This is a genomic window from Paraglaciecola sp. IT1134 (assembly GCF_058068185.1).
The window spans coordinates 233,192-246,687 of the sequence record NZ_CM176486.1; the positions used below are offsets into that span (position 1 = coordinate 233,192).

Annotated in this window: 14 protein-coding genes; 5 read left to right on the top strand and 9 right to left on the bottom strand. The window is 45.5% G+C overall.

Annotated elements, in window-relative coordinates; genetic code table 11:
* Positions 1-9 precede the first annotated feature (9 nt).
* The 8 genes from AC3RV5_RS01100 to AC3RV5_RS01135 all read right to left on the bottom strand — a co-directional run bounded on the left by AC3RV5_RS01100 (position 10) and on the right by AC3RV5_RS01135 (position 8,169).
* On the bottom strand, positions 10-717 hold the full coding sequence (locus AC3RV5_RS01100; RefSeq protein WP_489730163.1) for an HAD family hydrolase: 708 nt from the start codon (positions 715-717) through the stop codon (positions 10-12).
* A gap of 23 nt (positions 718-740) precedes the next feature.
* Positions 741-2,210 (bottom strand): mannitol dehydrogenase family protein, encoded by a 1,470-nt coding sequence (locus AC3RV5_RS01105; protein ID WP_489730164.1) that lies wholly within the window; start codon positions 2,208-2,210, stop codon positions 741-743.
* Positions 2,211-2,321: 111 nt separating this feature from the next.
* On the bottom strand, positions 2,322-3,344 hold the full coding sequence (locus AC3RV5_RS01110) for an ABC transporter ATP-binding protein (RefSeq protein ID WP_489730165.1): 1,023 nt from the start codon (positions 3,342-3,344) through the stop codon (positions 2,322-2,324).
* Positions 3,345-3,354: 10 nt separating this feature from the next.
* Positions 3,355-4,185, bottom strand: coding sequence for a carbohydrate ABC transporter permease (locus AC3RV5_RS01115; RefSeq protein WP_489730166.1), 831 nt, complete (start codon positions 4,183-4,185; stop codon positions 3,355-3,357).
* A 3-nt stretch (positions 4,186-4,188) separates the two neighbouring features.
* Positions 4,189-5,061 (bottom strand): carbohydrate ABC transporter permease, encoded by an 873-nt coding sequence (locus AC3RV5_RS01120; protein WP_489730167.1) that lies wholly within the window; start codon positions 5,059-5,061, stop codon positions 4,189-4,191.
* A gap of 68 nt (positions 5,062-5,129) precedes the next feature.
* Positions 5,130-6,437, bottom strand: coding sequence for an ABC transporter substrate-binding protein (locus tag AC3RV5_RS01125; protein ID WP_489730168.1), 1,308 nt, complete (start codon positions 6,435-6,437; stop codon positions 5,130-5,132).
* 78 nt (positions 6,438-6,515) lie between these two features.
* Positions 6,516-6,644, bottom strand: a complete 129-nt coding sequence (locus AC3RV5_RS01130; protein WP_489730169.1) for a hypothetical protein — start codon at positions 6,642-6,644, stop codon at positions 6,516-6,518.
* Between the two features lie 85 nt (positions 6,645-6,729).
* Positions 6,730-8,169 carry a hypothetical protein gene (locus tag AC3RV5_RS01135; RefSeq protein ID WP_489730170.1) on the bottom strand — a complete coding sequence of 480 codons (1,440 nt, stop codon included), beginning with the start codon at positions 8,167-8,169 and terminating at the stop codon, positions 6,730-6,732.
* Positions 8,170-8,851: 682 nt separating this feature from the next.
* Between AC3RV5_RS01135 and AC3RV5_RS01140 the strand changes: the two genes are divergently transcribed.
* Both AC3RV5_RS01140 and AC3RV5_RS01145 read left to right on the top strand, forming a co-directional pair.
* Complete coding sequence (locus tag AC3RV5_RS01140; RefSeq protein WP_489730171.1) at positions 8,852-9,382, top strand: DUF3750 domain-containing protein; 531 nt, start codon at positions 8,852-8,854, stop codon at positions 9,380-9,382.
* 320 nt (positions 9,383-9,702) lie between these two features.
* On the top strand, positions 9,703-9,894 hold the full coding sequence (locus tag AC3RV5_RS01145; protein ID WP_489730172.1) for an NF038104 family lipoprotein: 192 nt from the start codon (positions 9,703-9,705) through the stop codon (positions 9,892-9,894).
* A gap of 261 nt (positions 9,895-10,155) precedes the next feature.
* Here the strand turns inward: AC3RV5_RS01145 and AC3RV5_RS01150 are convergent, their stop codons facing one another.
* A complete protein-coding gene (locus AC3RV5_RS01150) occupies positions 10,156-11,082 on the bottom strand; it encodes a DMT family transporter (RefSeq protein ID WP_489730173.1) in 927 nt (308 codons plus the stop codon).
* Between the two features lie 411 nt (positions 11,083-11,493).
* Here AC3RV5_RS01150 and AC3RV5_RS01155 point away from each other — a divergent pair, with 411 nt between their 5' ends.
* From AC3RV5_RS01155 to AC3RV5_RS01165, 3 genes are read left to right on the top strand one after another with little or no spacing between them, the layout of a single operon-like run.
* Entirely contained in the window at positions 11,494-12,408 is a 915-nt protein-coding gene (locus tag AC3RV5_RS01155) for a pirin family protein (protein WP_489730174.1), read from the top strand.
* 48 nt (positions 12,409-12,456) lie between these two features.
* Positions 12,457-12,855, top strand: a complete 399-nt coding sequence (locus AC3RV5_RS01160; protein ID WP_489730175.1) for an OsmC family protein — start codon at positions 12,457-12,459, stop codon at positions 12,853-12,855.
* A 27-nt stretch (positions 12,856-12,882) separates the two neighbouring features.
* Positions 12,883-13,080: a hypothetical protein gene (locus AC3RV5_RS01165; protein WP_489730176.1), complete on the top strand. Its 198-nt coding sequence runs from the start codon at positions 12,883-12,885 to the stop codon at positions 13,078-13,080.
* Positions 13,081-13,496 lie beyond the last annotated feature (416 nt).

Here is a 13,496-nt window from a genome sequence, read left to right on the forward strand (position 1 = left end):
CTCTCAATGTTATATGTTATATGTTGTGTTGAGCTTGGGGGCAAGGGCATACAAATCTTGCCATTGGGTGATGGTCGTTACATCGTCGACCAGGGGCTCGATGGGTTGCCGCCATTGCTGCATATGACTTGCGCCAGCATATCGGATGACTTGCATGTGGGCGGCCTTGGCACCTTGAATGCCGGCGGGAGAGTCTTCAATCACCAGGCAATATTGCGGTTCAACGCCCATTTTTTGGGCCGCGTATAAAAATAAGTCCGGTGCGGGTTTACCGTTTTTCACCTCACTAGAAGTGAAAACTTGATCACCAAAATAGTGGCCAAGACGGGTAATGCCCAGAGCTCGGTTGACTCGCTGGACACTGCTACTGGTTGCCACACAGTATGGTACTTTGAGCATAGACAACATGCTCTCCAGTTCGATCGTGGGCTTGAGTTCCAAAGTAAAAATTTGCATCAACTCAGTTTGATAGTCTTGGGCAAAGGAACTCGCTAATGTCACGCCAAAATCGGCCAAAATCTTTGCGGTGACATGTTCAAAACTATGACCGAGGAAATGAGACTCAAAATATTCATCAGATACGTGCAAACCAAGCTCAAAGAGCTGTTGCAACAAAACTCGCTTGCTGAGTACTTCACTATCTATCAGTACCCCATCGCAATCGAAAATGACTAATGCTATGGGGTACTGCAAAACAGATGTGTGGGTTGGAGTCATTGGATTGCTGTCAACTATTATTATTATTGTTGTAAGTACCACTCTAAGGTCAATTCAGTGCCTGAAGCCCAGAGCATTTCTAAGGACGACGTAAAGTGTTTAACAAATACCTTGTTGCCCGAGAGTGTCCCAAATATGTCAGTCATTTGCAAAAATACTGCCGGTTCCACCTTGGCCATTGAGGCTTGTTTTATCAACCTCTGTTCTTGGGGGTCGTTAATCGTAATTTTGCTATTGGGAACGTCGCCTTCAGCACAAAGGCGACACCACAATGCCACTACCAGCGCTAAACCAGCACAATCTCTGCCTTGCTCTAAATTCGCCACAATAGTGGGCAAAATAAACTTGGGCAAACGGTTCGATGCATCCTGGCAAAGTCGTGGCACTGTATCGCGCACTTCAGGATTGGCGAACCGTGATTCGATAACGGCAAAATAGTCATCAAAATTGACACCAGGCACATGGGGTAGGGTAGGTATAATTTCCTGTGTAACCAGTTTTTTCAGGTACAAGCTAATGAGTGAATGGGCCATAACATCGTGTACAAATTCAATGCCTAATAGTGCTCCTGGATAGGCAATTGCGGCATGACCACCATTTAAAATGCGCAACTTCATCAATTCAAAAGGTGCCACATCTGCGACGAATTCAACCCCAACCTGTTCCAGAGGTGGACGACCATTGGCAAAGTTATCCTCCAGAACCCATTGTCTGAACGGTTCACAAAAAACGGGGGCTTGGTCTTCTATGCCAAATAAAGTTATCAGTCGCTGGCGTTCCTGCTCCGATGTTGCCGGTGTGATACAGTCAACCATCGAATTTGGGAAGGTAACGTTTTGGCTAATCCAACTTGCTAAATCGCTGTCAATTGCTGCGGCCATTTCGTTAACGACCCGCTTGGTAATATTACCATTGTGGGGAATATTGTCGCAGGACATAATGGTAAAGGCAGCTTTATTCTGTTCCTTCCGACGTTTTAGCGCCGCAATCATCAAGCCAAATACCGTGGTGGGGGTTTCAATGTTGGCGATATCTTTTTGGATTTCGTCATGGGCAAGGTTAACCCCGCCCGTTTTATCATCCATAAAATAGCCACCCTCGGTAATGGTCAGTGACACTATTCGAATCTGACTATCGGTGAGAGCGTCAATTAACGTACTGGCATCATTTTCGATGAAATCGATCATGGAAGCACAAACCCCGGCGGTGAGTCCCTTTGCATCTAGCTCCACTACGGTCGTTAACCAGTCCTGAGTTTTCAACTTATCGCGCATGGCAGAATCATAGGATTTAATGCCAGCTCCTCGGATCGCCCAATCATAAGCCTGACCTGCGTTAAATAATTTGTGCAAGTAAACCGCTTGATGAGCGCGATGAAAATTACCTACCCCGATGTGAATAATACCGGGAGATAGTAAAGCGCGTTGATAATTGGGTTTAGACACGTTTGGTGGCAAGGCATCAAGTGTGTCAAGACCAAGTTTAATAGTCATTGAATTGAGCTCCTATACTATCTAGCAAAATGCTAATACAAATTAATTCGGTTAATTTCACGGGTGAGCGCTTGGACGCAAACCCTAAAGGGTTTGCGTTTCCTGTCCAGTTTAATTACCCGCAGATTGAGTAGGTGGCAAAGTGATACCCGCTGCATCAAAATGCATGATTTTATTTTGCGGAGCGGTCAAATTAACATTGTCGCCATATTTCAACGGGCAATCACCATCATCTTTAATGGTAAGCGTACCTATCCCATCAACATGAACATGTAAAAAGGTTTCTGACCCCAAATGTTCAATTACGCCAACTTTACCCGCCCATAAGCCTTTTTCCTGAGTGACTTTTAAATGCTCTGGACGGACACCTACGGAACTGGTTGGATCGCCATCGACCGCTTCAACGTCAATAAAGTTCATTTTTGGCGAACCAATGAAACCAGCAACAAAGCGATTGACTGGAGTTTGATACAACTCTAGGGGGGTTCCGACCTGTTCAATCACACCTGCGTTAAATACCGCAATGCGATCTGCCATTGTCATCGCTTCTACCTGATCGTGGGTGACATAAATCATCGTAGTATCAAGGGTTTTGTGTAACTCGGAAATCTCTAGGCGCATATTAACGCGCAATGATGCATCTAAGTTTGACAGCGGCTCATCGAACAAAAACGCCGAAGGTTGACGCACAATCGCACGGCCAATGGCAACGCGTTGACGCTGACCACCTGATAATTGTCCGGGTTTTCGATCCAGATAATCACCCAGATTCAATATTTTTGCCGCTGAGGCAATTTTTGCCTCAATTTCAGCAGGGGCCATTTTTGCTCGTTTTAATGGAAACGCAATATTGTTGCGAACCGACATGTGTGGATATAGTGCATAGGATTGAAACACCATGGCTAAGCCTCGCTTTGCCGGGGGGGTATGAGTGGCGTCTTGCCCGTCTATGTCGATATTGCCACTGGTCGTATCCTCCAAACCTGCGATCATTCGTAACAAAGTTGATTTACCGCAACCCGACGGACCAACAAATACGATGAACTCGCCATCATGTATTTGCAAATCTATCGGTTTAATTACATTTACATCACCGAAGCTTTTCGTGACTTTTTTTAAAGTAATGCTGCCCATGATAACTCTCCTATTTCACTGCGCCGAAGCTTAAACCGCGCACTAATTGTTTCTGACTAAACCAACCAAGTATAAGTATGGGCACAATGGCCATCACTGATGCTGCTGATAATTTGGCGTAAAATAATCCCTCTGGACTTGAATAACTGGCAATAAAAGCAGTTAACGGTGCGGCATTGGCTGCGGTCAATATCAGAGTCCAAAAAGCCTCATTCCACGCTAAAATAACGTTTAACAGCAGCGTTGAAGCAATACCGGGGAGCGCGAGAGGTAATAACACATGAAATATCTCTTCGGCAATACTGCACCCGTCCATACGTGAAGCTTCAAGGATCTCATGGGGAATTTCTCTAAAATAGGTGTAAAGCATCCACACCATGATCGGTAAGTTGACGAGTGTCATCACGATGACCAAGCCTAATTTGGTATCAAGCAAAGACAAATCGCGGAACATCAAATAAATAGGAATAAGTACACCGACCGGCGGTAACATTTTGGTCGACAGCATCCACATTAATAAATGTTTAGTTCGTTTAGTTTGCACAAACGCCATTGACCAAGCTGCGGGTATGGCTATGAGTAAACCAAGTAAACTAGAACCGATAGAAATGACGATAGAATTCCAGAAATGGTTAAAGTAGGGTGAACGCGCCAGCACATCTGAATAGTTTTCAAGTGTCCAATCAAACATGAATAGACTGGGGCTGGCTGATATCGCCTCCGCTTCTGTTTTAAAGCTAGTTAACAAGGTCCATAAAATGGGGAAAAAGATCATTCCACTTATGCTCCAGGCTAAAGCGGTATAAATAATTTTAGATTTATTACTGTTATTCATCGCCATAACTTAGTCCTCCAGGTTTTTGCCAATTAGGCGCATTAGGAAAATAGCGACTATATTGGCAATGATTACTGCGACAATACCTCCCGCTGAGCCTCCGCCAACGTCAAATTGAAGTAATGATTGGGTGTAAATCAAGTAGGTTAGGTTGGTCGACGCATAACCCGGCCCACCACTGGTTGTGACTAGTATTTCAGCAAATATCGACAGCAAAAATATGGTTTCGATCAAAATTACGGCGGTTATAGCGCGAGATAAATGCGGCATTACGATATAAATAAATTTACTAAACGGACCGGCGCCATCCAAATCGGCGGCTTCCAATTGCTCACGATCAAGCGACTGAATAGAAGTCAGCAATATCAATGCTGCAAACGGTAGCCATTGCCATGACACAATAATGATAATCGACAACAACGGAATTTGCGCAAAAAAGTCAACGGGTTCAACACCAATCCACATGGCAAAGTGTGCAAATAAACCATTCACCGGGTTCATCAGCATGTTTTTCCATACCAAAGCAGAAACTGTTGGCATGACAAAAAAGGGTGCTAAAACCATGATACGTACGTAGTTTCTGCCCCAAATTGCCTGGTCGAGTAATACTGCCAAACCTATGCCGCCGCAGATGGTAATCAGCAACACCCCACCGACCAGCAATAAAGTATTAAAAAAGGAAGCCACAAACGCTGGATCTGTCAGAAAGAACTCATAGTTTAGAAACCCAATAAATTCTTCGCTTCCAGGGGTGAGCAGATTGTAATCTAAAAAGGAGAAATACAATGTCATGCACAGCGGTACTATCATCCATGCCAACAACAATATGACGGATGGAAATAACATCATTCTAGCCAAGTTACGAGATTGCATCGTCGCCATAATCTAGACCTTTTTCAAGTGAAAACCATGGGTAAGTGACATGCACTTACCCCCCAATCAAAAATTAACTATTTTGGATAACGTGCTTTACGCATTGCACGTTCAACCAGCCGTTGTGAACTGGCTAATGCCTGTTCTACACTCATTTGCCCAGTCAATGCAGCAGCAAATTGTTGGCCTACGGCTGTACCAATGCCCTGAAACTCAGGTATGGCCACGAATTGAACCCCCACATAAGGCACGGGTTGCACAGTTGGGTTTTTCGGATCGACCGATTCGATAGACGCCAAGGTGATTTCAGCAAAGGGAGCCGCTTTTAGGTATTCAGGGTTGGTGTACAAAGATGTACGGGTACCAGGAGGCACATTCGCCCAACCTTTTTCCTTCGCCACCAAGGCAATGTACTCTTTTGATGTGGCCCAACTGATGAATTTCATTGCAGCATCACTTTTTTGGCTGCTAGCAGGTACAGCAAGCGTCCACGCCCATAACCAGTTACCTCGTTTGCCTAAGCCCATGTCAGGTGCCATGGCAAAGCCCACTTTATCGGCGACTTCCGAATCTTTTTCGTTGGTCACAAACGCGCCAGCAACAGTGGCATCTATCCACATGCCACACTTACCTGTTTGAAACAACGCGAGGTTTTCATTAAAACCGTTTGAAGATGCACCAGGAGGGCCGGATTCTGTCATTATATCAACATAGTATTGTAAGGTGTCTTTCCACTGGGGCGTGTTAAATTGTGGCTTCCAGTTTTCGTCAAACCAGCGGGCGCCAAAAGAATTCGACATGGCGGTAATCAACGCTATGTTTTCCCCCCAACCGGCTTTGCCTCGCAGGCAGATCCCATACACGCCGGCGTCAGTATCCGTCATGGCTTTGGCGGCTTGGCGAATAAATTTCCAGGTGGGTTTGACGGGCATTTTCAAATCGGCTTTTTCTAGCAAATCTTTGCGATACATAACCATAGAGCTTTCACCGTAAAAAGGCGCAGCATACAATTTGTCATTTACGGACAAGCCACTTCTGATGGCAGGAAGTAAATCTTCTTCGTCGTACTCGGGGCCCAGGTTATCCAACTCAGTTAGCCAACCTTCTTTACCCCAAATAGGTACCTCGTAAGTACCGATTGTCATGACGTCGTATTGACCGCCTTTAGTGGCAACATCTGTAGTAACACGTTGGCGTAAAATGTTTTCTTCCAGTGTAACCCACTGAAGGTCAATGTCTGGGTGCTTAGCCTCAAAATCAGCGCTGAGCTCTTTCATGGTAATCATATCGCCGTTATTTACGGTGGCGATGGTGATGGTTTCAGCGGCTACAGTCGCGCTCATACCCATCGCAACGCAAGCCAGCACAGTCAATTTGTTCAACATCGGGTATTCCCCTTATTATGCAAAGTTGATGTCTCACCTAACGGGTTAAGTGAGACTGTTTTAGTAATTTATTTTAGCCTATAAGAAGGCAAACGCGATTTGCATGGCACCTTTGTTCAACGCCGGGTTCCACATCGCGGTAGCATACTCCACTACCCAGTTCAGCTTGGTGTCGGCGTTCTGCTTCTCGAACTCGCCGGCAAGCACTCAAGGTCCTTGTCTCCGATGACGCCACTGGTTTCATTTGTGACCATCGCTAGGCAAAATGAGCCGAGTGAAGCCGGCTGATAACTTAGAACTTGATAGATATCTCTGACGTGAAACCGTCAAACCCTGTGCCGATTTGGCCGCCTGAGTTAGCACCTTCATCTTGATCAACATACTCGAACTTCAAAAGCGTTTTGTCGTTGAACCAGTAACCTGCTGCTACTTGAATACGCTCGACAGTGTTGTCAGTTTGTGCAATTAGATCTGAAGTGTTTTCGGCTTCTTGATAACGAGCGGCTAGATAAAACTTGCCAGGAACTACGTAGTATTGTGCTTCTAAATTCCAGTACTCAACAGACGAATCTCCTTCAATCACGCTATTTGAATCGAAAGTTGTTCCTGTCGGATCCGCAACTCCATTCGCGTCGCCAAAGTACGTAATGCCAGCTACTGCGTTACCTGCAGCATCTGCGAAAGTGTAATCATCACTGGACTTACCAATCATCAAAATCAGACTCATATCCGAGTTAGGCTGATAAGCTAAGTTCAACTGCATAATCGACTGTTCAAGACCCGGCATAGCGCCAACATGTGTATCACGCTCACTCGAAGCAGAAGCAGAGAAATTATAGTTTTCACCATCACCAAAGCGATAGTTAGTGGTTGTCAAACCGTCAAGGCTTGCTACGCCGTTTTCAAAGCGCAATTGATCGCCTTGGTTGGCCTGGAAAAAATTCAAACCCGCTTTGAAGCCGCCGGCAAATTCGAGCGTACCTTGAAGTCGATAATTCCAGCCTCGATCTTCTTGGAAGGCTTCACCAAAACTTGAGGTAGTGATATGACCAGCAACATTATAGCCGCGGATCGCACCGCTATCGAATGTCTCGCTGTAGCTTAATTGCATACCATTTTCTGCGGTTGCGTAGTCCGTTATGCCATTACCAATGAGCGCATTGCCCTGGTTGTCAGCGCCGTCTTGGAAACCTTTAAATTGGAAAGGGGCTGCGCCGATGTTACCTACGCGAAGCGTTAGGTCAGCGTTGTCCCGCGCTATGCCAGAAAGGCCAAGAAGTTCAAACTCAATACCCGCGAAGTCTTGGTGGAATGAGAAATCTCGGTCGCCGTTGTTACCGAAGTCATTCGGCTCTTCAGCGATGTCGACATCGGCTCTGATATATTCGTTGATGTGGAACTTAAGTTGTAAGTTGACTCTGATACGACCAAAGCCGTCTGACTGTTCTTCATCTACTGGACGGAACGCTCCCTCTTTCGCTTGAATTGCTTGGTAGTTTTGTAGTGCTAGGAAGTTAACTTCTGCAAGGCCATCAAGGAATTCGGCAGCTTGCACATACGAAGGTGCTGATGCAGCCATAACTGCCACTGCGAGCACGCCCAGCTTGCCAAATATCGATGCTGGTCGATCATTGTCACGGTGACAGTCAGTTCTGCGGCTTTTTGAGTTAGACAGATTAAGTCCCCTTCTGGCGGCTGACGAAACTCGTGTTTTTTGTAAATTTTTCAACATAGTGGAGTCCTCATGATAGTAAGTATTGTGTGTGATTCAATAGATTTCAAATGGAAATCATCTAACGCCGATATATCCGTTAACTGCCATTAGATCTCGGAGCATACGCTCGAACTCTGATTTAACGTCTTGTTACTGAGGTTATGCCCGACTGGTGGGCATAATCCCAGATGGCATTAACATCGTCAACCTTTTTTGCTTACAAAATGTTCACATTTTTGTCTGTATTTTAATTTGTTAATATAATTCAATTGTTTATGTAAAATTGAAATGTGAATTATTTGTTTGTTATAGTGCGCACAAAAATTTACTCGTTAATTTTGGTGAGGATAAAGGGTAATCCTGTGTTTAAATATGGGTTAAAGGGGCGATTTGCGCAATTAAGGGCAGTTTTTTAATTTTAAGGCTGTGCCTGTGAGTCGGTCTGACACTCACCAAAAATAACGTTACCGGGATTGAATCTGGATTGGTTATTCAGATCTGACCTGTGCTATGAATTGGGTAGTGGTGGGGGTAACGGTTTTTTAGCCCGTTGCGAGTGTTAAATTATTCGTAAAGGGCAATGCGAGCAGGGCTGACGAAAGAGGGTCTCAATTTCCCAACTATTCTGAACCATGATTGGCAAAAAGGTATGACTTTTGCGCTATTATAAAGAGCTCGTGCCTTGACCAGGACCAAAGCGATGATAAAAAGCATATTATTGATTTTTCTTGCCACCCTGGCGGGGGCTTGTACTAACAGTGACTGGCGTACTGCCAGCCGCGAACCTGCCGGCATCGCCCCTGATCCCGCAATCGAAAAAAGCGCCGTAATCGAAGTCTATTCGGCTGACGCATTTAGTTGGCGAGGTTGGTTTGCCGTGCATACCTGGATCGCCACCAAGGCTAAAAATGCACCTGACTATACGGTGTATGAAGTGGTGGGTTGGCGGGTAAAACAAGGTCAACCGGCACTGCGTGAATATCAAACAAACACACCTGATCGCTATTGGTACGGTGCCAAACCGCAAAAAATTCTGTCAATTCAGGGCGAAAGAGCCACCCAGCTCATCCCTAAAATTTCCGCTGCCGTTAGCGAATATCCCTGGGCACAACAATATTCACTTTTTCCAGGGCCAAATAGCAATACCTTTCCCGCATGGATTGGCTTACAAATACCGGAACTTGAATTAGAGATGCCTTTTAGCGCCATAGGCAGCGGTTACGCAGAGTAGATACCCAGGGACTGCGTCAGATGCGTCAGAACCGTGTTGAAAATAATGTTCCATAACGCTCTGGGTAATAAAGAGGTAGCGATGTACAATAGTTGCCGCAACTAGAATTTGACAATGTTACAACTGGCATTCTATTTTAACAAATGTGTAGCGGGTGCACTGGATATCTAATGGTTCAGTCAGCCCCAAAATTTTGCTCAAACGCTAGTTTGGGTTTAGGCGAAATCTGTGTCTAATCAACAGCAATAAAGAATATGTAGTTGAATTTTTACCTTTTTAACGTTTCCCTGACCTTTGTCGTCAAAATGACTGGATACATCATGTTAATCAAAACACCCTTAGTCATTATTTTACTCTTCATCACCACTAATTTATCTGGTTGTGTTGTCGTAACAGTCGCCTCTGCAGCCGTTAGTGTTACGACCGCAGTTGTAGGGGGAGCCATTGATGTAGTGGATGCCGTTACCCCGGACATTATTGATGATGATGACGGAGCAAATGATAATGACTAGATTGGTGACCTAAAGGCCCAAGGATCTTTCTCTTCTAAACGTATCAAGTCTACTCTGGGATGGGGCATCAATGCCCCTTAATGAGTAATAAAATTCAGTCCCGCTAAAATGATGTGAGTACCATCAGCACGGTTTGATCGTTAAGTCGTTTCTCCAACGACACTCTTTGATAATCATGCTGCCTAGCGGTGACAAATTAGTTACTGCGGGGACATGTGAGAAAGGCTGCCAGGAGAAATTAAGCTAACTTTAGCCTACTTGTCACTCTCGTTTTGCGCCTCTTCTTTGCCATGTCATCAGTAATAACCCACCTATAACTAGACTACCCCCTAGCCAAAACCAGTTTGTAGGTATTTCGGCGATAAAGATCATGCCTAACAGGGCGGAAAATATAGGGGTGAGTAGTCTTATTGAGGTGGTCAGCATGGAAGGCAGCCGTTGTGAGGCGACTGAATAACAAAGTGTAGGCATGATGGTCGCAATTATCCCCAGACCTAGAAGCAGTGCCAACGGCCGGAGGGAGGGGGAAACCGGCACGTCAGTTAAGTGCCCCGTCAGGCCTAACCAGCTCGTCAGTAGAATTAGACCGGCTAAAAAGGTTAAAAACGCCACCGCAGAAGAGGAGGGGGCGGTCAGTGTTTTTGTGTTTGCTTGATAATTCAGGGCATAGGTTGCCATTATCATGGCGCCTGCTAAGGCAAGTGAAATGCCCATGAAGCGGTCAGGAAACGCCTCACCAGAGTGACGTAATATCGGGAGGAAAACCAGTGTGACACCGACAAACGCAATGGCTGAACCGACTTTTTCAATGTTAGGTGTGGGTTGCTGTAAGACAAGCTGAAAAATCAGTACAAATAGGGGGGACGTACTGATACACAGCGCCACTTCGCCAACGGGTGCCATTTGAAACGCCACTGTGGCGCATAAATAATAGGCCATCATCAGCGCACTTAAGGCCCAGCATTTAGGTTGCAACAATGAGCGAGCGAAAGTATTTTTTTTGCGACTGATAGCAATCAGCACACAAACAGCCAACAAAGCGACTAAAAAGCGTCCGGCCACTATATTTAAGGGTGGCCAGCCCGGCAGATTACGCACAAAAATGCCAGTAGAGGCCCAGCCCAGAGCGGCAAACGAAGCTGCCATTATGCCTGGTTTATCAATACTCGGCTGAGGTGAACTGTGCATGTAAGGGGCCTTTAACTTGTTGCTCTACAACGAAAATTTGCATATGAGTAACAACAATAATGAGTATCGATATTGCCTTACATACCGCCTAAGGTGCAAGTCTTTTAGCCCCGCCGCTATGCATCATAACGTCAGGCGGTTCTTTTAAAACCCACGGGTTAGTTAGCGGCAATATGGCCGGTAACGACTGCCAATTTAGAAAATAGCTCTTACAATCAGTTTGCTGATCGCCACTTTATGACTAAAAATATGATGCAGTGGTTTTAGGATAATTACACCTACAACCCAGTCGGCGCTTTATCAAGCTGACAAGGCATTAAAACAATTTTTGAAATAAATATTTGCCAGAATGATAAAGGCAGGCAGACCCTGAGTTTGCCCGGTTCAACAACCACTAAAATGGACAAAAAAATGAGCATAGCAACGCGTGATCCGCAATTAACATGTGATATTGAAAAAGGGTGTGATGCTGTTGACATTATTATTCAGCCACGGGCCAAAGATTTTGGTGAATTCTCAGTTCGCCGCACGTTACCCACCGAAGGACGCAAAACAGTTGGCCCCTGGATTTTCTTTGACCACATGGGGCCCGCCAATTTCCCTGCTGGCTCGGGCATTAATGTACGCCCTCACCCCCATATCAATCTGGCCACCGTGACTTATCTGTTTGAAGGTGAAATTTTACATCGAGATTCACTGGGTAGTGTTGCCATAATAACGCCAGGCGATATTAACTTGATGGTTGCGGGCCGGGGGATAACCCATTCAGAACGGGAGCGTCCCGAAGTGAAAAATGTAGATCATACTTTGCATGGTTTGCAATTGTGGTTAGCCTTACCGGAAAAAGATGAAGAAATAGAACCCGCCTTTTACCATTATCCAGCAGCCAGTATTGCGGCTATCACAGTCAAGGGTGTACCGCTTAGAGTATTAATGGGCTCGGCTTATGGGGTGACATCGCCAGTGCTGACTTACGCAGAAACTTTGTATGTGGAAGCTCATTTGCAGGTTGGGCAAACATTAACCCTGCCCAATTGTGAAGAACGTGCCATCTATATTGCCAAAGGCGCACTAAAAATCAAAGACACTGTAGTACCCGAATTTGCCATGGTTATTTTATCGGCGGCTGAGGGGGTGGAGATTCAAGCCACACAAGAGAGCAGAATTGCGCTCATTGGCGGCGAAAAAATCGGTAAACGTTATATAGAATGGAACTTCATCTCCAGTCGTAAAGAACGTATCGAGCGGGCGAAACAGGATTGGTTGGCGGGGAAATTCCCAAAGGTCGTGGGTGACGAAGAAGAGTTTATTCCTCTGCCCCGCTAGGCAACGGAGCCAAAGGACTAGTTTAACAACGATAATTTGGATCAGATTATGACTATCAGTTTACAAAAAAGCGACACCACAACTTACCGCCAAACGATCCGCATCCATCAACATACGCTTTTTGCAGATGTTGCTACCTCATTGGGCGGCGATGACAGTGCCCCGGATCCCCATGACCTGTATGACAGTTCTCTAGCGGCCTGTAAGGCGATAACACTATTGATGTATGCCAGGCGTAAACAAATTGACCTTACCAGTGTAGATGTAGACATTGAACGAGATAATAGCCGCGAAGCGAATGGGGTGTATGTGCTCAATGTCAGTCTGACACTTAATGGCCAGCTAAATGATGAGCAGCGTCAGAGGTTGACCGAGATTGCTCAAAAATGCCCCATTCATAAACTGATGACGGTGGTGAGTACCGAAGTGCACTCTTTGATTCAGTAAGCTTTTAAAGCAAAGAGTGTAAATAAAATGACCGATCAGACGTCTCAGTCTGTATCCAGAGGCCATGCCGTAGGCGCGGTATCTATTGTTATCCGCCACAAAGTCAGGTTGTTTACCAAAAATGGCGCAAACAAATCATTCTTACAGCAGCTAAGTTTTCTGGCCACCAGGGCGCGGCAATTTGCGTCCACCCCAAGGGGGCAGAACGTTGAGATCCCAGTGTGATTTTCCAACGAACATCTTGTCCTAAACTGGTTGAGATCACAGGAACGACAAACACTACTGGGCAATCGAAGGCATTATTTTATGCAGAAGAACTGCTAGGCATTACACCGGCATCGATTTTTGGTGCACCCGACCTTCTGCTGTCGGTAAAGCGGCAAGACGCTGGAAACAATGGTTAATAGCTTTGCCGTTATTTGGCCGTTCACAAGCCATTAAATTATTGCACGCGCTGTTCTAATCACATAGTGATACCGTTTGAGCTTAAGGCTAAACAACCTCATATAGTCAATGCCGCTACTATGCAAGCGTTTGTTAACTACATTCATTCGCCGCCACGCAATTCCAATGATTTTAGGTATAGAATTCATACAGATATTCTGCGATTAGCGGGAATAAGCTGTCACAGTGAATTATGC

Excerpts from the sequence above, each read along its gene's own strand:
- AC3RV5_RS01100 (WP_489730163.1), bottom strand. The coding sequence starts at position 717 with ATGACTCCAACCCACACATCTGTTTTGCAGTACCCCATAGCATTAGTC.
- AC3RV5_RS01105 (WP_489730164.1), bottom strand. The coding sequence starts at position 2,210 with ATGACTATTAAACTTGGTCTTGACACACTTGATGCCTTGCCACCAAAC.
- AC3RV5_RS01110 (WP_489730165.1), bottom strand. The coding sequence starts at position 3,344 with ATGGGCAGCATTACTTTAAAAAAAGTCACGAAAAGCTTCGGTGATGTA.
- AC3RV5_RS01115 (WP_489730166.1), bottom strand. The coding sequence starts at position 4,185 with ATGGCGATGAATAACAGTAATAAATCTAAAATTATTTATACCGCTTTA.
- AC3RV5_RS01120 (WP_489730167.1), bottom strand. The coding sequence starts at position 5,061 with ATGGCGACGATGCAATCTCGTAACTTGGCTAGAATGATGTTATTTCCA.
- AC3RV5_RS01125 (WP_489730168.1), bottom strand. The coding sequence starts at position 6,437 with ATGTTGAACAAATTGACTGTGCTGGCTTGCGTTGCGATGGGTATGAGC.
- AC3RV5_RS01135 (WP_489730170.1), bottom strand. The coding sequence starts at position 8,169 with ATGTTGAAAAATTTACAAAAAACACGAGTTTCGTCAGCCGCCAGAAGG.
- AC3RV5_RS01140 (WP_489730171.1), top strand. The coding sequence starts at position 8,852 with ATGATAAAAAGCATATTATTGATTTTTCTTGCCACCCTGGCGGGGGCT.
- AC3RV5_RS01145 (WP_489730172.1), top strand. The coding sequence starts at position 9,703 with ATGTTAATCAAAACACCCTTAGTCATTATTTTACTCTTCATCACCACT.
- AC3RV5_RS01150 (WP_489730173.1), bottom strand. The coding sequence starts at position 11,082 with ATGCACAGTTCACCTCAGCCGAGTATTGATAAACCAGGCATAATGGCA.
- AC3RV5_RS01155 (WP_489730174.1), top strand. The coding sequence starts at position 11,494 with ATGAGCATAGCAACGCGTGATCCGCAATTAACATGTGATATTGAAAAA.
- AC3RV5_RS01160 (WP_489730175.1), top strand. The coding sequence starts at position 12,457 with ATGACTATCAGTTTACAAAAAAGCGACACCACAACTTACCGCCAAACG.
- AC3RV5_RS01165 (WP_489730176.1), top strand. The coding sequence starts at position 12,883 with ATGACCGATCAGACGTCTCAGTCTGTATCCAGAGGCCATGCCGTAGGC.